This is a genomic window from Allobosea sp. BK604 (assembly GCF_004341515.1).
GTDB lineage: Bacteria > Pseudomonadota > Alphaproteobacteria > Rhizobiales > Beijerinckiaceae > Allobosea.
Genome location: NZ_SLZF01000008.1, coordinates 280,983 through 301,036, shown reverse-complemented (window position 1 = coordinate 301,036; position 20,054 = coordinate 280,983). Strand labels below are relative to the sequence as shown.

Here is a 20,054-nt window from a genome sequence, read left to right as displayed (position 1 = left end):
ATTCTGCCCTTAGTCTGTGACGTGTTGGCAGACGCTTCTCTCGCCCGCCAACACGTCACAACGCCTCGCGAAAGGACGGATCATGAAGTTGACGGAAGCACGCATCGACAGCGCCCTGCATCAGCTGAACGCTCAGGCGGTGCCGGAGAATCACCCCGTGATCGGCCAGCTCAGCCAGATGTTCGGCGAGCACACTTTCTTCATCGATGCCGGCGGGCTCACCATCATCGAGCCGACCGAGGATGCGGACGAGAACCCGGGCACCGGCCAGGTGGTCAAGCTGGCGAGCTGGCTCGACGAGACCCGCACCAATCTCGTCCCGCAGGAACCCGAATATACCCATGTCGTGGTCGCGCTCGACCGGGCCGCATGAGCGCAGCGGGCTCTTAGAGAATTTCCGCGTTTCCTCGAATCGCGAAAATGCTCTATCCCTTTGTTTTGACGCATTTTCTTCACGCGAACCGGTAACCACTTCGCTCGAAAATGCTCTTAACCGAACGCGCCGATCTCATGCTGAATCACGCCTGAGATCTCGCGCAGGAGCTCAAAGCTCCGGCGCATCGGCGCGACCAGATCGCGATGCAGCGTCTCATAGGCGCCGCCTTCGCGCGGCCCCGGCGGCTCGCCGAAATCAAGCCCGGTCGTCGGATCGGGATTGAGCGGGAAGATCTCGCCGAGCAGCGTTATGGTCCCGGGAATATCGAGCCGCAAGATGCGCTCGATCAACCCCTCGCGGGTGACGCCGAGATGCGGTCTGAAATCCGGGATATGCGTCGCGGAGAGCCAGATCTTGTGCAGCAGCGCCAGCCGCAACGCATGTAGCGCAACCAGCCTGCCCTTCATGTGCGGGGCCTCGCCGCCCGCTTCCTTCAGCTTCAGCCGGTCTGCGGCGAAGCGCCAGAACAGCCGCCGCAGCGCCGGCGCCAGGTCGAGCCCGGCCAAGGCCTCGGCCACCGCGAGCAATTCGTCGCGCCGCCCCTCCCGCTCGGTGCGCCGCGCGCGGTCGAACCAGCTGCCAGGATCGAGCGTATCGAGATAGGCGCGCAGCACGTCGAGGTCGCTATGCGCCATCGCGTAATTCGCGAGGCGATAGGCCCGGCCGAAGCGCTCCGACTTCTCGCGCATCGCACCGAACAGGTCCGGCGAGCGCGAAGCGGCTTGGCCGATCCCGTGGATGCTGTTCGCCATCCAGCCGAGCTGCTGCAGGATCGCGTTGTTGGGGATGGCGCGCAGCTCGCGCGGATGTCGGATCCGCGCCGGCCCACCGGCATCGCTCTGCCGCGCCGCCGGGCGCGAGCCGGTCTTGTCGAGCAGCGAGGGGCCGAACGTGCCGATCAGCGCCGCATAGCCGGGATCGTCGACGAGCTGGTTCATCTCGTCGCGGACGGTCTGGAAGAATTCGGTGGCGAAATCCGGCTCGGCATAGACCGGGTCCTCGGCGCTCTCCTCACGCAGGCCGAAGACGCTTTCGGCGATGCGCGCCACCGTCGCGCCTGCGAGCTGGGTCGTGCCGAACAGCATATAGCCGTCGCTGCCCTGGAAGCTGGTCTCCTCGACCGTCGCGATGCCCGCCTTCGCAAAGGCCCGGCGCGACCAGGCAGGGTCGAGATAGGCGAAGCGGTCGGCGAGGCTGTCGGGATGCGCGCCACGGCCCGGCGACTCGCCATGGGTATCGAAGATGACGAGCTCGATATCGGTGAGCCCGTAGCGCGCCAGCAATTCGCCGATCCGGCTCCTCAGCCGCTCGACCCAGAAGGTCGCCGCGACCTGGCCGATATAGCGGCCCGAATCCGAATAGCCGAACTGGATGCAGAGCCTGCCATGCCGCTTCAGATAGGCTCGCCAATGCGGGCTGCGCAGGGCTTCGTCTATGATGCGCGGCCCCTGTTCCAGCGCATCCGAAGTCTCGAACAGCGGCGAGATCTCGATCCGCTCGGCGATGCCGAAGCGCTTTGCCAGCCAGAGCGCCGAAAGCAGCGTGTAGCCCGTCTCTGTCTCGGCCACGAGGAAGCGCACCGGCCGCGTGCCGTCGACATGCTTCACGATCTGCGTGATCGTCATCATCATCCGCGTCGCCGAGGCACGCTCGACCGCGAGCGCCCCGAAATCGACCGCCGTCGGCTCCACCTTGGCCAGCTCGGCATTGATCGCGCTCAGGAAGGCACGCCGTTGCGCCGGCAGGCTCGGTTCCTCGTCGAGATGGATCGTGCCGCGCATCGCATTGTGGAGCTGCGAGGCGTTCAATCGGAAATGCGGCAGCGCGATCGAGACGCCATGCGCCACCACCCCGGCCCGCGCCAGAGCGAGCGCCATCACCGTCTCTTCGTCCTCGGCCGCTTCGATCGCCCTGTCGAGCGCCGCGAGCAGCCTCGAGGCCTCCGGCAGCGCCGCCTCGCGCTCGCCGATCAGCGCCAGCGCGAAAGCCCGCAGCGCCTCCAGCTTCGGCTGCGACGAGATCGGCGGCGCCAGAGCAAGCTGCCGCTCGACCGCGGCCAGGGCGGCGCCGACCAGCGCCCTCACCTCCGTCGTCGCACTCGTCTCCGGCAGCTTCTCCAGCATGCGGAAAAACTGGCCACGCTTCGATTCCAGCCGGTAGCGCAGCGTATCCCACCAGCCGATATCGGTGCGCCCATCCGTATCGCAGCCGACCCACGAGGCGAGGATGATCGGCCGCGGCGCCAGCTCGCGCCAGCGCTCCGGCCAGCGCGCCCGTGCCTCCGCGAGCAGCGCGGCGTTGAACCGGTCGATCGCATCGCGCGCATGGCGCACGGAAAAGCGCGCCTGCTCGAACTCATCCTGCAAGGTGATCGTCGCATCCGGCCGGAACGACAGGTCCTCAGCCGAAAACACCTCGTCCCGCTTCCCGCCAGAGGCGAGATCGGCCAGCGCATGCGCGACCTTGCGGCTCATGCCGAAGGTCGGGTGGGCTGTGAACACAGCTGCGAAACGCGGTCTTGCCAGGCTCGCCCCATAGGCCTCGAACGGCTCGGCCGCAGTCTCGACATCACCTGCCAATCGCTCCGCCACATCAGCGAAAGCGGCCTCGCCGCCGGGCTCATAGCCGACATAGCGGGCGACGCGCTGGGCCCGCTCGGCGATCGCCTCGCGCCCAAGATGCCGGATCAGCGCGGCAGCGCTGTCGAGCGTGATCTCGCCGCGATCCATCCGCCGGGTCAGCGAGAGCGTCACGCGCAGCACGGGATTGCCGAACGGATCCTCGCGCGCGTCCCGCCTGGCCTGAGCGATCGACGCCGTCAGCTCCACCGCCAGATCGGCCGCGCTCAAGACCGCCGGCCCCACCATGCTGAGTTCCGCCATCGCCGCTCTCCCGAAGCCTGATGCCGAAAATTGCGAAGCGGTTTTCGGAGGACATCATGCTCTCTTCGAATAGGGAGAGAGGCAAGCAAGTTTCGGACCTGCCGACAATTGCAGAGGCGGCAATGGACTGTTTCCATCGCCGCCGCCTGCGCGCCTCAGGCCGGGCCGACTGCTTCCGGCATGGGCTGGAGGCTAACGCGATTGCGGCCCATATTCTTGGCCGCGTAGAGATGTTCATCGGCGCATTTCAGCATGTCGCGGAAGCGCTGCCTCTGCAGATCCGCCTCATGCACGCCGAAGCTCGAGGTGAAGCCGCGCCCACCCATCTTGTCGAGCCGCACGGCCGCGATCGCCTCGCGCATGCGCTCGGCCGTCGCGGCGGCGCTGGCGATGTCACAGCCAGGCAGGAACGCGCAGAATTCCTCGCCGCCGAGGCGGGCGATCAGGTCGTAGGAGCGCAGCGTCTCGCGCGCCACCGCGGCCACGGCCACGAGAACCTCGTCGCCGACATCATGGCCGAACTCGTCATTGACCTTCTTGAAGTGATCGAGATCGAAGGCGATCACCGAAAGCGGCTGCTTGCTGCGCCGCGACTTGGCGATTTCCGCGTTGACGACCTCGGAGAGCCAGCGGCGATTGCCGAGCCCGGTCAACGCGTCCGTATGGGCCTGGCGCCTGAGCCGGGAAAGCTTGTCCTCGAGCGAGCCGATCAGGCTGCCGACCTCCGCCATCAACTTGCCGATCTCGTCATTGCGGACGATCTCGAATTCCGGCCGCCTGGCCTCGGTGCGGTAGGCCCTGAGCTCGGTGACGACATGGCTCAGCGGCGCCAGCAGGTGCCGCATCAGGAGGAAGGAGATCGCGGTGCCGAGAATGGTGGCGAGCAGAATGACGATCAGCACGGCCTGGCTGCTGATCTCTCCACCGGCAGCGACATAGGCGAGAAAGAAGACGATCGGAACATGTGTAGCGACGAAGCAGGAGGCAAAAGCCTGAGACAGCAGCGATGAACGGAGCAGATTCAGCGGGGATATCAGCAGGTTAGGCATGTTTTCATCCGTGTTTCCGGGCCCGTCTCCTACCTAGGCCCGGTTTTAGGACGGGTATCGGAATTGCCGCGCATTTTAGCGATCGGGCCCCGGCAAAGGCCGCGACGTCACCGGAGCCGCGCCGGCCGCGGACGAGCGCGTCGGCCCGAAACTGGCTTGCGATTTTAGAAAAGCCGATGCGAAAACAAGAAGCTAGGCGAACCGCACGTCGATCTCGCTTCCGGCTTTGCGCGCCACCTCGCAGAAGCGCGAGAAGGCATCGGCCTCGATGGCGAGCTTGAAGCGCTCCGGCACGCCGGCCGTGCTGATGACCGCAATATTCGCGCCCTGCTCGGAGAGGCGCCGGACGGTGCAATCGATCACCGAGCGACCGCTATTGAAGACGATCTGCCCCGCCTTCAGCACACGACGTCCGAATGCGGGATCGGCGATGTTTCCCGCCGGGCTGGTGACGCAGCGATTGCGGCCGCCCGCCTTCGCGGCATAGAGCGCCGCATCGGCCGCACCCAGCACCGCGTCGATATCCCCAGCGGCATGGCCGATGGTCGCGACGCCGAAACTGGCCGTGACGGCGAAGGGCTCCTCGGCGCAGCTGAAGCGTTGCGCGGCAATGCCGGCCCGCAGCTTTTCCGCGACTGCGAGCGCCGCCTGTTTGCCGGTATGCGGCAGCAGCACGACGAACTCCTCGCCGCCGACCCGCCCGAACAGATCGGTCTGGCGCAGCAGCGCGCGGCAGGCCGCGGCGCTGCCAGCCAGCACGGCATCGCCTGTGGCATGGCCATGCGTATCGTTGATCCCCTTGAAATGATCGAGGTCGAAGGCGATGCAGCTCGCCTCATGGCGGTGGCGCTGCGCGAGCGCGAGCGCGCGCGTAGCCTCCTCGCGGAAAGCGCGGCGCGAGAGCGCGCCCGTCAGCCCGTCGGTCGAAGCGAGCAGCCGCAGCTCGAGCTCGTTCATCACGATCAGGGCGAGGTCGGACAGGGTCGCGATCGCGTCGGAATCGAGCTGGCGCGGAACCGTGTCCATGGCACAGAGCGTGCCGATATTCTGCCCCTCGGAGCTGCGCAGCGGCACGCCGGCATAGAAGCGCAGATGTGGCGGGCCCAGCACCAGCGGATTGCTCGCGAAGCGCGCATCGGCAAGCGTATCGGGCACGATCAGCGGGGCGCTCTCGCGAATGGTGATGTCGCACAGCGCGATGCGGCGCTCGCTCTCGCAGGCCGCGACGCCCTGGCGCGACTTGAACCATTGCCGGTGACCATCGAGGAAGGTCACCGTCGACATCGGCACCTTCAGCACGCGCCGCACCAGGCGCGTGATCCGGTCGAAGGCCTCTTCGTCCGGCGTGTCGAGAATATCGTAGCGAGCCAGCGCATCGAGGCGGTCGCGCTCATGGAGCGCTGCGGGTACGGACATCTCCATGGTCCCGGCCTCGCGGAGAAGAGCGTTCGTCTTGCGGCAGCTGAGCAAGCGCGGGTAAAGGGCTGGTTAATGCCTTCACCCCTCGGCAACGCCGGTCCGGCTCTTGCCGAACGCGCCGAGCTGGCCGAACCTGCGCAGGACAAGCCCGGAACGGGCGGCGGGAGGAAGGTGATGGCGAGACGTCTCTCGCTCGCGGCGGCGCTCGCGCTCGCCCTGTCGAGCGCACAGGCCCCGGCTCAGACTGCGCCCGGCGCGGCCGAGATTGCGGCCTATCGCGGGCTTCACGCCGCAGCGGCCGCCGGCGACGGCGCCGAAATCCGCCGGCTGGTGACGGCCAGGGCAGAGCTCGATGCGCGGGACGGCAATGGCCGCACGCCGCTCCATGTCGCAACCTTTCGCGGCCATGCCGAGGCCGCCCGGCTATTGATCGCCGCCGGCGCGCAGCCCGGGCTCCTCGACGACCAGCGCTATGATGCCGTCACCATCGCTTCCGTGCGTGACGACGAGCCGATGCTCAAGGCCCTGATAGCGTCGGGCGCCTCGGCAGCCCTGGTGACCAGCCGCTATGACGGCACCGCGCTGATCGCGGCCGCCCATCTCGGCCATGACGGCGTCGTGCGCGAGTTGATCAGGGCTGGCGCCCCGCTCGACCATGTCAACAATCTCGGCTGGACCGCGCTGATGGAGGCGGTCGTGCTGGGCGATGGCGGCCCACGGCATGTCGAGACCGTGCGGGCCCTGGTCACCGCCGGCGCCGATCGCCGCATCGCCGACCGGCAGGGCGTCACGCCGCTCCAGCATGCGAAGGCGCGCGGCTATGGCGCGATCGCAGCCCTGCTCGAATAAGGGCGTGACGGACGAGGCTGTAACTCGTACTCCAGGTTGCACCGCCCACCGCCCAAGGCCTGCCATGCGAAGCCGACCGTCCCGCCTGCCCGCCCCCTATCTCAGGCGCATCTGGCTCGACCCCGCGCTGGTGCCGGATGCCGAGGCCTATCCGTTCTGCCTGCCCTTCCTGGGCGACGGCTTCGAGCTCGATTTCGACCGTGCCATCACCATCATTGTCGGCGAGAACGGCACCGGCAAATCGACCCTGCTCGAAGGCATCGCCGCGCTCGCCGGCTATGACGAGGCCGGCGGCGGCAAGGGCTACCGGCCGGTCGACCATTCGCAGGCCAGCGAAACGATGGGCGGGCAGCTATCCGGCGCGCTCAAGGCAAGCTGGCTGCCGAAGGTGACCGACGGCTGGTTTTTCCGCGCCGAATCCTTCTTCTCCGTCGCTCGTTACCTCGACGAGGCCGCGACCGACTTCGGCTATCGGCCGCCCGATTTCCTCTCCCATTCGCATGGCGAGGGCTTTTTGCGCTTTTTCGAGGAGCGCTGCCAGCGCCGCGGCATCTTCATCTTCGACGAGCCGGAATCGGCGCTCTCTCCTTCCCGCCAGATCGAGTTCCTCAAGCTGCTGCGCCGGATGGACCGGCTCGGCCAATGCCAGGTGATCATGGCGACGCATGCGCCGATGCTGATGGCCTATCCCGGCGCCCGCCTGCTCGGCCTCGGCAAATACGGACTCGAGCCCGTGACGATCGAGCAGACCCAGCATTTCCGCATCATCCGGGAGTTCTGCGTGGATCCTGGGACCTTCGTGGAGACGATGCTGGAGGAGTGAGGAGCGGCGCCTTGGCCATGGTGTGCAAGAGCGTGCGGGTATCGCCGGGACCGGATGAAGGCCACGACCTGCTCCCTCTCCCCCTGCGGGAGAGGGTTGGGGTGAGGGGTCGCGCGACACTTGCCGCGCTCCGTCTCAACCGCCGCTGACCGGAAGCGACAGCGCGCCTCCTCATCCGGCCGCTGCGCGGCCACCTTCTCCTGCAGGGGGAGAAGGGATGGTCGCGCCCCTCGGCCATGCCCCCCACGCCCGCACTGGCGCGCGGCGGCTTCGAACACGGCCAATCTTCCCCAATCAGTCGAACGCCGTGCTATCAGCACATCCTGCACAGCCAACGCCCAAGGACCCTCCCATCTTGACCACGCCGCCCCCCGCCACCGCGCCCTGGCCCACCCTCGCCCCGTCCGACGCCGGTTTCTCTCCCGCCCGGCTGCAGGAAGCCATCGACTTCGCCATCGCCAGCGAGTCGCCGTGGCCCAGGAGCCTCTACTATCCCGACGGTTCCTATGTCGGGAATGTCGAGTGGAACGAGACCGGGCCCTGGAGCGAGGTCGTCGGGCCGGTCAAGGAGCGCGGCGGGCCGGCCGGGCTCGTGCTCAAGGGCGGCAAGATCGTCGCCGAATGGGGCGACACCAACCGCACCGACATGACCTTCTCGATCGCCAAGAGCTATCTCTCGGTGCTGGCGGGCGTCGCCTTCGGGGATGGCCTGATGCGCGATCTCGACGAGCCGGTGGCGGGGAGCGTCGACGGGCCGGTCTTCGAAGGCGCCCATAATGCTGAGGTCACCTGGCGCCATCTGCTGCACCAGTCGAGCGAATGGCAGGGCGAGATCTTCGGCAAGTCCGACCAGGTCGACCATAACCGCCAGATCGGCCCCGGAGCCGACAATAGCCGCAAGGGCCAGCGCCGCGAGCTGAACGCGCCGGGCTCGTTCTACGAATATAACGACGTGCGCGTGAACGTGTTGGGTTATGCCCTGCTCAGGCTCTTCCGCCGGCCGCTGCCGGAGGTGCTGCGCGAGCGCATCATGGACCCGATCGGCGCCAGCCAGGACTGGCGCTGGGAAGGCTACCAGAATTCCTTCGTCGACATCGACGGCAAGCGCATGCAATCGGTGCCCGGCGGCGGGCATTGGGGCGGCGGGCTCTTCATCGGCGCGCGCGACCATGCCCGCTTTGGCCTGCTGATGGCGCGCCGGGGCGAATGGGACGGCAAGCAGCTGCTCTCGCCGGACTGGGTCGAGATGTCGCTGACGCCCTCGACGACCCTGGCGAATTACGGCTTCCTCTGGTGGCTGAACACCGGGCCGGCCGCCAATCCGAAGCTGCCGGCGAGGGCCTTCTCGGCGCTGGGCGCGGGCAGCAACGTGATCTGGGTCGATCCGGCGCATGACATCCTCGCCGTGATCCGCTGGATCGACGGCAAGGCGACGCAGGGCTTCTGCGAGCGGCTGGTGGCGGCGCTGGATTGAGGCTTTGACGGGTGAGGTAGAGGCTGCTGGACGCTTCGGCCGCGATCTCACCGCCGTCATTGCGAGGAGGCGGAGCCGACGAAGCAATCCAGGGGGACGTAGAGCGCTGCTGCCCCTGGATTGCTTCGCTACGCTCGCAATGACGCGTGGCGGCGTCCCCCGCCGCTTCAATCGATGTCTGGCCTGTACCGAAACTCTGTCCTCGCCCATGCGCGGAGCGTGGAGCCTTACGGCCCGCATAGCCTTGCCGGGACCTGGCGCCGCCCGCATAAGCCGGCTTTCCGCCGGAACCGCCCCGTGACCGCCACCTCCCCCTCGATTCCCCAGCCCGCCGGCGGCCGCCTCTGGCTCGGCTTCGCCTGCGGGGCGCTGGCCTCGCTGATCTGGGGCGTGCAGTCGGTGGTCTCGCGGCAATCGGTAGCCGATGGGCTTTCTGCCGCCGATGTCACCATCCTGCGCTTCCTCGCCGCCTCGCTGGTACTGCTGCCCTTCGCGCTGAAGCGGCTAAAACCCTTCCCGGTCGGGCGGCTCGGCTGGAAACGGGCGCTGATCCTGACCGCGCTGATCGGCCCGAGCTATAGCGCCCTTCTCGTCGGCGGCGCACATTTCGCGCCGGCGCTGCATTCCGCGGTGATCTCGCCGGGGCTGATCCCGGTCTGCACCGCGCTGCTCGCCTGGTTCGTGCTCGCCGAGCGCCCGGGTCCGGGCCGTCTTGCGGGCCTTGGCGTCATCCTGCTCGGCGTCGGGCTGTTCTCCCTGGAGGCGCTCGGCAACACCCCGACGCGCGAAGGCGCCTGGATCGGCGACCTGCTCTTCGTCCTGATCGCGCTGCTCTGGTCGATCTTCGGCCTGCTGGCCAGGCGCTGGGGCGCGGATGCGATCGAAGTGACGATGGCGACCTGCCTGCTCTCGGTGCCGCTCTTGCCGATCATGGCGCTCGCCATGCCGGTCAATCTCGGTCATGTGGCCTGGGGGGCGATCGCGCTGCAGGCGCTCTACCAGGGCGTGATCGTCGGCGCTGCCGCGCTCTTTCTCTACACCCAGGCGGTGGCGATCCTCGGCGCCGGACGCGCCGCGCTGTTCCTGCCGCTGGTGCCGGTCGTCACCGCGATCTCCGGCACCTTGCTGCTCGGCGAGAAGGCCTCCCTGACCGAGACCGCCGGCATGGCGCTCGCCATCACCGGCATGGTCATCGCGCTCAGGTCGAAGAGTGTGGCTTAGAGCAAGCGTCCGTCATTGAGAGGAGCGAAGCGACGAAGCAATCCCAGGGCCTCGCGCAGTCCCCCTGGATTGTTTCGCTGCGCTCGCAACGACGGTAGCGTCGCCTAGCCCTTATGGTCCTTGGCGATCGGCTCGACATAGGCGAGCCCCATGTCCCAGGGGAAATAGATCCAGGTGTCCTGGCTGACCTCGGTGACGAAAGTGTCGATCGTCGGCACGCCGGCGGGCTTGGCATAGACCGTCGCGAAATGCGCGTTGGGAAGCATCTCGCGCACCACCTTGGCGGTCTTGCCGGTATCGGTGAGGTCGTCGACCACGAGCACGCCCTTGCCCTGTCCGTCGCCGATCGCCTTGATCGAGGGCGCGACATCCTTCAGCACGACGAGCTCGGACTGGTTCTTGTAGTCGTGATAGCTCGCGATGCAGACCGTCTCGATCAGGCGCAGGCCGAGCTCCCGGCAGATGATCGCGGCCGGCACCAGCCCGCCGCGGGTGATGCAGACGATCGCCTCGAACGGCCCCTTCTCGGCCAGCCGCCAGGCGAGCGCGCGCGCATCGCGGTGAAACTGGTCCCAGGAGACCGGGAAGGCCTTGTTGGAGCTGGGTTCGGCCATTAGTCGCCCTCACGGCTGGTCAAAACTCTCGACCATTCCGCAAAGCCGATAAGCGCGGCCGTGGCAAGAGCGCGGCCGGCTCCATCCCCAGAAGGACGCGCTAGAACTCTTCCCAGCCATCGCCGCCGCCACTGCCGGCGACGCGCCTCGGCCTTGCTGCGCCACTGGCCATGACGGGAGGACGGACCGCAGCGGATCCGGCGAGATGCGGCGCCGTCTCGCGCAGCTGGCGCGAGACCTGCACCTCGGAACCCTGTCCGGCGCCGCCGAGCCTGAAGGCCGCGACCATGGCCGAAAGCCGCTCGGTATCCTGCCTGAGCTCCTGCGCCACCTTGGCGCTGGCATCGGCCAGCAGCGAGTTCTGCTGGGTGATCTCGTCCATATGCGCGACGGTGCGCGCCATCTCGTCGATACCGTTGGCCTGCTCGGTCGTCGCGGCGGAGATCTCGTTGACAGTGGCGGCGACGCGGCTCGCCGCCGAGACGATCTCCTGCAGCGTCGTGCCGGCAGTCTTGACCAGGGTGACGCCGGACTGGATCTGCTCGCTCGAATTGGCGATCAACGACTTCACGCCATTGGCCGATTCCGAGCAGCGGGCGGCGAGCGCCCTCACCTCGGTCGCGACCACGGCGAAGCCGCGCCCGGCATCGCCGGCCCGTGCTGCCTCGACCGCGGCGTTGAGCGCCAGGAGATTGGTCTGGAAGGCGATCTCGTCGATCATCGCGATGATCTCGGAAATACCGGAGGAGGCCTGCTCGATCCGCCCCATGGCGCCGACCGCCTCGCCGACAATAGCGCCGCCACGCTCGGCGACGCTGCGCGCCTCGTGGCCGAGCTCGACCGCCGTGCGCGAATGGCCGGCGCTGTGCTTGACCGAGGCCGCGAGCTCCTCCGTCGTCGCCGCGGTCTGCTGCAGGCTCGACGCGTTGGCTTCGGTGCGCTCGGCGAGCTGGGCGCTGTCGGCCGAGATCTTGCCGGATGCCGCCGCGATCTGTTGCGCTACCTCGCGCACCGAGCCGACGACCTCGGCGAGCGTGTCGAGCAGGTCGTTGACGCCGGTGCAGAGCTGGGCGATCTCGCCGCTCTTGCCGCCGAGCGGAATGCGCCCGGTCAGATCCTTGCCCTTGGCGCGGGCGATGACCTCGCTGGTCTCCCTGACCGCCGCCTCGAGCTGCTTGCCACGAAAGGTCGCGGTGATGTCGGTGGCGAATTTCACCACCTTGTAGGGCCGCCCCTTCGAATCGAAGATCGGATTATAGGAGGCCTGGATCCAGATCTCCTTGCCGCCCTTGCCAATGCGGCGATACTGCGCCGCATCGTATTCGCCGCGACCGAGCCGTTCCCAGAACTGGCGATAGGCCGCGCTCTCGCGCTCCGCCGGATCGACGAACATGCGATGGTGCTGGCCCTTGATCTCGTCCAGCGAATAGCCGAGCACGGCCAGGAAATTGTCGTTGGCGGTCAGGATCTTGCCGGTGAGATCGAACTCGATCACCGCCTGCGCCTTGCTGATCGCGGCCTGCTGGCCCTCGAGATCGGCGAGGCGCTCCTTCTGCGCGGTGATGTCGAAAGCGTATTTGATCACGCCGACCGGCCTGCCGCCCGCCCCGAGGATCGGGTTGTAGCTCGCCTGGATCCAGACCTCCTTGCCGCCCTTTCCGAAGCGCAGGTACTGGCCGGAGGAGTACTCGCCGCGCCCCAGCGCTTCCCAGAACTGGCGATAGGCCGCGCTCTCGCGCTCGGCCGGATCGACGAACATGCGGTGATGCTGGCCCTTGATCTCATCGAGCGTGTAGCCCAGCACGGCCAGGAAATTCTCGTTCGCGTTAAGGATCTTGCCGGTGAGGTCGAATTCGATCACGGCCTGCGAGCGATTGATCGCCGCGACCTGCGCGGCGAGATGCCTGTTCGAAAACAGGCCGAGAAGATGTGCCATGCTGCCCCCTGTAGAACGGAAGCGCCGCCGGGCCGCAACCCGGACAGGCGCAGCCGGACATGCCGGCACAGGCGCCCCCGCGCATGCCGGAATGAACACGCGCGACAATGTCGCCCGCAAGAATAGGTTGCATGCGTTTGGTTGATGATTCGTTTATTAGTAATAATTCTAATGTATTCGAGCTACGCTCAAATATTTCCGCAAAGGAAAACCCGCGTGTCAGGGGAAGGCAGTATAGAGGCGAACCGGCAGCTCTCCGCCGGCCACGAAAAGCAGTATAGCACCGAAGAAACCACCCCCCATAGGTTGCGGCGTAGGCCTTCTATCCCCGCAAACGTGTCTGCTCTGCTTCGATCATCGACTTCACCGCGGCGACCGCCTCAGCGAGCTTTTCGGGATTGCGCGAGCGCACCACGACATTGGTATCCGGCCCCGTCTCCGACCAGAATGGATAGGAGCCGATTGCGACCGCGGGATGTGCCTTGGCGATCTCACCGAGCTGGGTGCCGATATCGCCCTCGCGCAGACCGGCGCGCACCGTCTCGGAGAGGATCTTGGTGCCGGTCTTCAATGTCGGGCCGACGACATCGAGCATGGCCTGCATGATCGCCGGCACGCCGGCCATGACGAAGACATTGCCGATATTGAAGCCCGGCGCCTTCGAGACGGAATTGGCGATCAGCTCGGCCCCGGCCGGGATGCGGGCCATGCGCAGCCGCGCCTCGTTGAGCTGATCGGCCGGGAAGCGCTCGGACAGCATCTCGATCGCGCGCGGATCATGGTCGATCGCGACGCCGAAGGCGGCCGCGACCGAATCGGCAGTGATGTCGTCATGGGTCGGGCCGATGCCGCCGGTGGTGAAGACATAGGTGTAGCGGGCGCGCAGGGCGTTCAGCGACGAGACGATCTCGTCCATCAGGTCGGGCACGACGCGGACTTCGCGCAACTCGATGCCGATATTGGTCAGGTACTCGGCGATATAGCCGATATTCTTGTCCTTGGTCCGGCCGGACAGAATCTCGTCGCCAATCACCAGGATGGCCGCGGTGACGGTGGGATGCTTGAGGGATGCGTCGGTCGCGGTCATGGCCGGCTCCTTGTTGCCGCCCCGCAGCTTGCGCGGACGGCCGTCGTGATAGTTCCCCTCGCCGGCCCTGCCCGCCGATAGATGGGATGGCGAAAGACGGCCCGAGCTCTGCTGCCAAGGCCGCGGTTAAGAGCTAGGGGTTTGCCGCAAAACGCTCAAGCTGGCGGCACGCCGTGCAGGACACGCCCGCCATGCGTCGGAAGCTGTGCTGAGGCCTGAAGCCTCAGCCCGTCTTGCGTTCGAAGATGAGGTTCATGCGGGTCTGCAGCAACAGCTCGTAACCGCGCTGGGTCAGGAGCTGGGTGAGGTCGCTCTGCCAGCGCAGGCGCGAATCCTCGATCAGGATCAGCTTCGGCCAGAGCGATTCCGGCGCATCGCGCAGGAAGGGCTCGAGGATCAGGTCCTCGGCGCCCTCGACATCGAGCTTGATCGCGTCGAGCCGGTCGTAGCCCTCGCCCTCGGCGAGCGCCAGCAGCGTCGTCGCCGGCACCTTGATGGTGCTGCTCGTGCTCGAGTTCAGGATGCGGACGCTGGATTCGCCGCGATTGACCAGGTCGATGAACAGGGTGAGTTCGCCCGGCTTGTCGGCGAGGGCGCAGGCCACTGCCTTGATCGTGCCGAACGGATTCTGCGCGATATTATAGGTCAGGCGCGAGAACACGTCGGGCTGCGGCTCGACGGCGAGGATGCGCGCGCCCGGCCCGGCCTGGGCCGCGACGAACAGCGAATAGGCGCCGATATTCGCGCCGATATCGATGAAGCGGAAGCCGTCACGCACCCGCGAGGCCAGCACGCCAAGCTCGACAGGATCGAAATATTGCGGCGTGAACAGCACACGCTTCTCGCAGACATTGCCCTCGGGAAAGAGCCGCATGCGCGCGCCGAGAGCCTCGATATCGACAGGCTTGCCGTCGAGCGAGCGCAGGCCGATACGACGCAGGCCGTAAGCAAGCCTGCGGCCGAAGAAGCTGTTCGGGGCGCCGCGCGTCCAGCGGATGATCCGGGCGGCGAGGCCTTGCGGAGCAAAGCTTCCGAAAGGTTGCGCCTCGACGGATTGAAGATCGTTAACTGCCATTGGCGGCCTGATACACGTCAAACCGCGCGGATGCCAGTGCATTGATGGCGTGTGCCCCCGCCCTGGCATCCGGACTGGACCGCCATGATGGCCAGGCCCGGAGCGCGACTTCGGCGCTCCCCGCGATTGGACAGCCTGCGGCTCGCCCTAGAATTTCCACGCGAGGTTGGCCTTGAACGCGTGGTCCTGGGCATCCTGGGCGAGTTGGCCAGTATAGGAGACGCCCAAGGTCGCACTCTTGCTGATGGCAAGGTCGAGCCCGGCTTCGACGAGCGCGGCGTCCCTGGCGATCGGCAGGCCGGCGACGGTGAAGGCGCCGGAGCCGGCGAAGGCGAGCGTAGCGGCCGGATCGACATGCCCGAAGGCGTGACGCCAGGCGAGGCCGCCGCGCAGGGTGAGGTCCATGCCCGAGAGCGCGAAGGAGGTCGAGGCGCGCAGGCCGAGCGTGGAGTAACCGAGGCTGGTGTCGTCGCTGCGGCCGTTGAGTGCCGCGGCGCCGCCGATCTCGTTGAAGCCGTCGGTGTGCAGATTGACATAGGCGAGGCCGGCGAAGGGTTCGAGCGCGACCTGTCCGACATCGAAGCGATAGCCGAGCTCGCCGAAGACCTGCGCCGTGCCGGCATTGTAATCGGCCCTCAGGCTGTTGCCGAAGCCCGGGAAGGCGACGATGCGCGAGGTGTCGATCTCATGCCAGGTGTAGCTTGCACCGGTACGCAGGCTGAGCGCACCCCACTGGCCGCCGCCATAGAGGCCGAGATGGTAGTTGTCGCTCTCGCCCGAGGAGAGCCGGCCCTTGGCGTCGAACTCGCTGCGGCTATAGCCGGCGAGCAGGCCGACGCGCATCGTGTCGAACACCGCGACATCGGCACCAACAAGGAAGCCGCCGGTCGAGCGGGTGAGCTTGGCGGCGTTGCGATCGGTATCGGTCCGGCCCCAGGCGCCATAGCCCTGGCCCCAGACGGCGAAGCGCTCGGCCGGCGCCAGCCTCGGCATCGGCCCCTTCACGGCGGGGGCAAGATCGGCGGTGAAGCCGTAGCTCATCGTCGCCATCGGCGCCGCGCCGACACCACCGAAGGCCGAGCGCAGCCGGTCGTTCATCGCGTTGCGCAGCAGCCAGCTTTCCTCGACCAGCGCCGTCTTGGCAGAAGCATGCGCATCGCCCGAGAGCGCGTCGAAGGCGGCGCGGGCCGTCGGCGCGTCCAGCACCAGCAGGCTGTTATAGAGCGCCAGCGTCCCGCCAACCTGCGGCAGGCTGTTGAGGGCGAGCGCCGTGGCGTACTGGTTGCCGGTCTGCGCCACCGTCTGGAAGACGAGCGGCGGCGGAGCGGGCGGCGTGACCGGCGGCGTGACCGGCGGAGTACCGGGATCGGTCGGCGTCACCGGATCGGTGGGGGGCGTCACCGGGGGCGTGCCCTTGACCGCGATGACGAGATCGACCTGGTTCGGTTGCTTATCCACCGTGAGATCGAGGAAGGCCGAACGCGAGACGGCGCCGGGCGCGCTGCCGGCGACACCACCGGTCGCGGTCAGGATCGTGTAGCGCTGGCCGTTGATATAGCTCGTCTGTGGATCGAGCGCGCTGACGCCGACCTGACTGCCGCTGGCCGTGGCGATCCCGGTCACGGCGATCCGGTCGGAGGTGCCGTTGCCGGCCAGCTCGACCTCGTAGGTCGAGCCCGGCGCCAGCGTCAGGTTGCCGTTGACGTTGAGTGTGCCGATCGAGTTGCCGGGCGCGATGGTCGCGCCGGACTGGACGGTGGTGGTGCCGACTGTGCCGTTGCCGCCAAGCGCTGCGCCGCTGAGCACCGTGACCGGCGAGAAAGTGAACGCATTATTGACCGAAAGCTTGCCGGCCTCGACCGTGGTCGGGCCAAAGAGTCCGCCGCCGCCGGTGAAGTTGAGATTGCCGGCGCCGCGCTTGGTAAAGGTGCCATTGCCATTGATCGCGTTGACCAAGGTCGCGTCGGTCGGCTGGTCGATGATCAGATTGCCAAAATTGCTGATCGAGCCGCTGCCAAAGCTCGTCGCAGAGCCGATGACCGTGCCGTTCACGATCTGCGTGCCGCCGCGATAGGTATTGGCACCGGTGAGTGTCAGCGTGACGGCACCGTTCAGCGCCACCCCGCCCGTGCCGGAAATCGCACCGGCAAGGGTGAGCGCGCCCGTCCGCTGGATTTCCAGCGTGCCGTTATTGACCACATCCCCGATGATCGAACCGGTGGTACCGCCATTGCCGAGCTGCAGGGTGCCGGCAGCGATCGTCGTGCCACCGGTATAGGTGTTCGCACCGGTCAACACCGTTGTGCCCGTGCCGATCTGTTGCAACGCGCCGCTGCCCGAGATCGCACCGGACAACGAGACGATATTCGTGCGGTTGACGGCGAGCGTGCCGTTGTTCACCACGTCGCCGCTGATCGAGCCGTCCGTGCCGCCATTGCCGATCTGCAAGGTGCCGGCCGCGATCGTGGTGCCGCCGCCATAGCTGTTCGCGCCCGTCAGGATCACCGTGCCGGAGCCGTCCTGGCGCAGCGCGCCGCTGCCCGAGATCGCGCCGGTGAAGGTGACGGTATCCGAGCGGTTGAAGGCGAGCGTGCCGTTATTCACGACGTCGCCCGTGATCGAGCCGGCCATGCCGCCAGCGCCGAGCTGCAGGGTGCCGGCCTCGATCGTCGTGCCGCCGGCATAGGTGTTGGCTCCGGTCAGCGCGAGCGTGCCGGCGCCGCGCTTGGTGAAGGAGCCGGTGCCGCTGATCGCGTTGGCGAAGCTGGCATCGCTGGGCTGGTCGATGACGAGCGCGCTGTTATTGCCGATCCCGCCGCTGCCGAAGCTCGTTGCAGAGCCGATCAACGTGCCCAGCCCGATCACGGTGCCGCCGGAATAGGTGTTGACGCCGGTGAGCGTCGTCGTGCCGGTGCCCGCCTGTGCGACGAAGCCGCTGCCCGAGATCACCCCGTCGAAGGTCATGGCATTCGAGCGGTTGAAGACGAGCGCGTTATTGTTCGTAACGTCGCCTACGATCGAGCCGGTCGTACCGCCATCGCCGATCACCAAGGTGCCGCCGGAGATCAGCGTGCCGCCGGTATAGGTGTTCTCGCCGGAGAGGATGAGCGAGCCAAGATCGGCCTTCACCAGCTGGGTGTTGCCGGTCAGGTTCGAGGCGATCCTCGCGAAATACCCCGAGCTCGCCGCGGTGCCGTCGCCGACGCGGATCGTTGCCTGCGGGCCGAGCAAGGTGATGTCGCCGCCCTGGATGATGTAGTTGTCGACGAGGAACTGCATGCCGGCGGCGACGACCGGCCCGCCGGTGGTATCGACCGTGACCGTGCCCGGCGTCCCCTGGAACACCGCAAACGCGCCCGTCGGATAGGGAGCGTTCACGCTCCCGTCAGGGAGCGTCCAGTTGCTGTTGCCGGTCGAATCCTGCCAGATTCCTGTACCGCCACCGATGAGGTTGTCGCCATGCCCGGCCGGGCCGTCCCAGAAGCGCAGCACCAGCCCGCCGGTGTTGATCAGGTTGATCTGGCCCGGGACCACGGTCTGCAGGCTGAAGTCGGGCGACGGGGCCGAACCCAGCGTCAAACTGCCGAGGAACGCACCGGTATAGTTGATGAGCCGATAGAGGCCGGGATCGCTGGTACCACCAGGCGTCGTCGCCACGTTGACGACTGCCCCGAGCGTCGGGGTCAAGTCGCCGTTGATGTTGAGGAGGTCGTTGAGCGGGCCGGTACCGATTTGCCCGACCTCGAAATTCAGGCTCGAGCCGGGACCCATTAACAGAGCGCCATTGATGGTCAGCGTACCCGGCGTCGACAAGGCTCCGCCCGGATTCAGGCTGGCTGCACCGGGTGAGAGCTGAACGTTTCCGTTGATGGTTCCCGATCCGCCGATCGTCCCGGTCGGAAGGACGCCAATGTCACCAGTCGTCGTGCCGTTCACCAGGAGCGTGCCCTGCTGGACCACCCAGGGCATCGCGCCGACGCCGGCCCCGGTCAGGGTCCAGGTGCCGGTGCCCGTCTTCTGGAAACTGTCGAAATTCCGGTATTGCGAAATGTCGAGGCTGTTGCTGCCCGTGCCCGAGAGCGTCAGGCTGTCGGTAAGGGCGGTCGCGTTGCCGATCACGTTGCCGAAGATCTGCGAGCCGTCCCGAAGCTCCAGATTGATCACGCCGGTCGTCGCCGTCGAAGCCAGCGTGATCGCAGTATCCTGCCCGGCCCCGGCCCGGATGATGCCGCTGTTGATGAGGTTGATATTGGCGGTGTTGCCGATGCTGGTAATCGCAAAGGCACCCGCTCCGCCTTCGATCACGCCAGGGCCGTTATTGGTGATCTGACTGACGCCAATGCGGGAGATGACACCCACCCCGGCGCTGTTGGCGCCATTCGCCGGACCATTTCCGCCGCGGATCGTGCCGTTGTTTTCCAATGTGGCAGGGACGATGGTGCCGGCAAGATCGACACCCGCGCCGCCCGAGCCGGCTATGCTGTTGCCGCCCTGAATGGTGCCGTTGTTGATGATCGGCGCATTCGGGTTGTTGAACCGGATACCCGCGCCGCCTCCGTTGAGCACGTTGTTGCTGGTGCCATTACCGCCGGCAATCGTGCCGTTATTGATGAGGCCGATCCGTTGGTTGCCCATGCCGACCTGGGCCGCGACTGCGGCGGCGCTGTCGGCGCCCCGGAGCGTGCCGAAAAACGTGACCGGATTGCCTCCGGGGACCGCCGCGACGATGTTGAGGCCGATGGCGCCCGTGCCGTCGGTGCCCGACAGGGTGAAGCCCTGCGTATCGATCGTGATCGGCTTGGTCAGCGCCGTGATGCTCGCACCCGAGATCGCGAAGCTGCCGGTGAGCCGTATCGTCGAGCTGGCATCGGGGCTGGCATTGGCCGCCGCGATCGCGTCCCGGAACTGCTGGTCGGTTCCGGCCGTGAAATCCGCCGCCAGCGCTGCGCAGGGCAGCCAGCAGGCGAGAGCCGCGGCGCTGACGCTCGCGAGCAAGGCTCCCCTTCTGATATATCTTATGCCTGCACCACGTCCGCCCGCGCGCGCATTCATAAGTCGTCTCCTTAGGCATATGCAAATCGATCGAGCCGGCACCATGCCGAGATTCGGCCGAATCAGACAATCATCGAACCGCAACAACGCGAACGGAACGTTACGCGAGGCGGCGATATATGACGGCACCGTGACAG

Annotated in this window: 13 protein-coding genes; 5 read left to right on the top strand and 8 right to left on the bottom strand. The window is 67.0% G+C overall.

From position 1 onward, the window contains the following. Positions 1–82: 82 nt before the first annotated feature. A complete protein-coding gene (locus EV560_RS24635) occupies positions 83–373 on the top strand; it encodes a hypothetical protein (RefSeq protein WP_131858465.1) in 291 nt (96 codons plus the stop codon). A 116-nt stretch (positions 374–489) separates the two neighbouring features. On the opposite strand, the gene EV560_RS24630 is transcribed toward EV560_RS24635, so the two are convergent. The 3 genes from EV560_RS24630 to EV560_RS24620 all read right to left on the bottom strand — a co-directional run bounded on the left by EV560_RS24630 (position 490) and on the right by EV560_RS24620 (position 5,783). Continuing rightward, complete coding sequence (locus EV560_RS24630; RefSeq protein ID WP_465247034.1) at positions 490–3,318, bottom strand: phosphoenolpyruvate carboxylase; 2,829 nt, start codon at positions 3,316–3,318, stop codon at positions 490–492. A gap of 155 nt (positions 3,319–3,473) precedes the next feature. Further along, the gene (locus EV560_RS24625) at positions 3,474–4,367 is read right to left on the bottom strand and encodes a GGDEF domain-containing protein (protein WP_131858464.1); all 894 of its coding nucleotides are present in this window, start codon (positions 4,365–4,367) and stop codon (positions 3,474–3,476) included. 192 nt (positions 4,368–4,559) lie between these two features. After that, the gene (locus EV560_RS24620; RefSeq protein ID WP_248312181.1) at positions 4,560–5,783 is read right to left on the bottom strand and encodes a GGDEF domain-containing protein; all 1,224 of its coding nucleotides are present in this window, start codon (positions 5,781–5,783) and stop codon (positions 4,560–4,562) included. Between the two features lie 177 nt (positions 5,784–5,960). On the opposite strand from EV560_RS24620, the gene EV560_RS24615 reads away from it, so the two are divergent. From EV560_RS24615 to EV560_RS24600, 4 genes are all read left to right on the top strand, one after another. Further along, positions 5,961–6,635 (top strand): ankyrin repeat domain-containing protein, encoded by a 675-nt coding sequence (locus EV560_RS24615; protein ID WP_131858462.1) that lies wholly within the window; start codon positions 5,961–5,963, stop codon positions 6,633–6,635. Positions 6,636–6,699: 64 nt separating this feature from the next. Next, positions 6,700–7,458 (top strand): AAA family ATPase, encoded by a 759-nt coding sequence (locus EV560_RS24610; protein ID WP_131858461.1) that lies wholly within the window; start codon positions 6,700–6,702, stop codon positions 7,456–7,458. 355 nt (positions 7,459–7,813) lie between these two features. Continuing rightward, positions 7,814–8,932, top strand: a complete 1,119-nt coding sequence (locus EV560_RS24605) for a serine hydrolase domain-containing protein (RefSeq protein ID WP_248312180.1) — start codon at positions 7,814–7,816, stop codon at positions 8,930–8,932. Positions 8,933–9,229: 297 nt separating this feature from the next. After that, the gene (locus EV560_RS24600) at positions 9,230–10,153 is read left to right on the top strand and encodes a DMT family transporter (protein ID WP_165923603.1); all 924 of its coding nucleotides are present in this window, start codon (positions 9,230–9,232) and stop codon (positions 10,151–10,153) included. A gap of 104 nt (positions 10,154–10,257) precedes the next feature. On the opposite strand, the gene gpt is transcribed toward EV560_RS24600, so the two are convergent. From gpt to EV560_RS24575, 5 genes are all read right to left on the bottom strand, one after another. Further along, positions 10,258–10,767: a xanthine phosphoribosyltransferase gene (gene gpt, locus EV560_RS24595; RefSeq protein ID WP_131858458.1), complete on the bottom strand. Its 510-nt coding sequence runs from the start codon at positions 10,765–10,767 to the stop codon at positions 10,258–10,260. 100 nt (positions 10,768–10,867) lie between these two features. Next, positions 10,868–12,703: a methyl-accepting chemotaxis protein gene (locus EV560_RS24590; RefSeq protein WP_131858457.1), complete on the bottom strand. Its 1,836-nt coding sequence runs from the start codon at positions 12,701–12,703 to the stop codon at positions 10,868–10,870. 322 nt (positions 12,704–13,025) lie between these two features. Next, entirely contained in the window at positions 13,026–13,790 is a 765-nt protein-coding gene (locus EV560_RS24585; protein ID WP_131858456.1) for a competence/damage-inducible protein A, read from the bottom strand. 223 nt (positions 13,791–14,013) lie between these two features. Continuing rightward, a complete protein-coding gene (locus tag EV560_RS24580; protein WP_131858455.1) occupies positions 14,014–14,865 on the bottom strand; it encodes an FkbM family methyltransferase in 852 nt (283 codons plus the stop codon). A 147-nt stretch (positions 14,866–15,012) separates the two neighbouring features. Then, positions 15,013–19,860, bottom strand: coding sequence for an autotransporter domain-containing protein (locus tag EV560_RS24575; protein WP_165923602.1), 4,848 nt, complete (start codon positions 19,858–19,860; stop codon positions 15,013–15,015). Positions 19,861–20,054 lie beyond the last annotated feature (194 nt).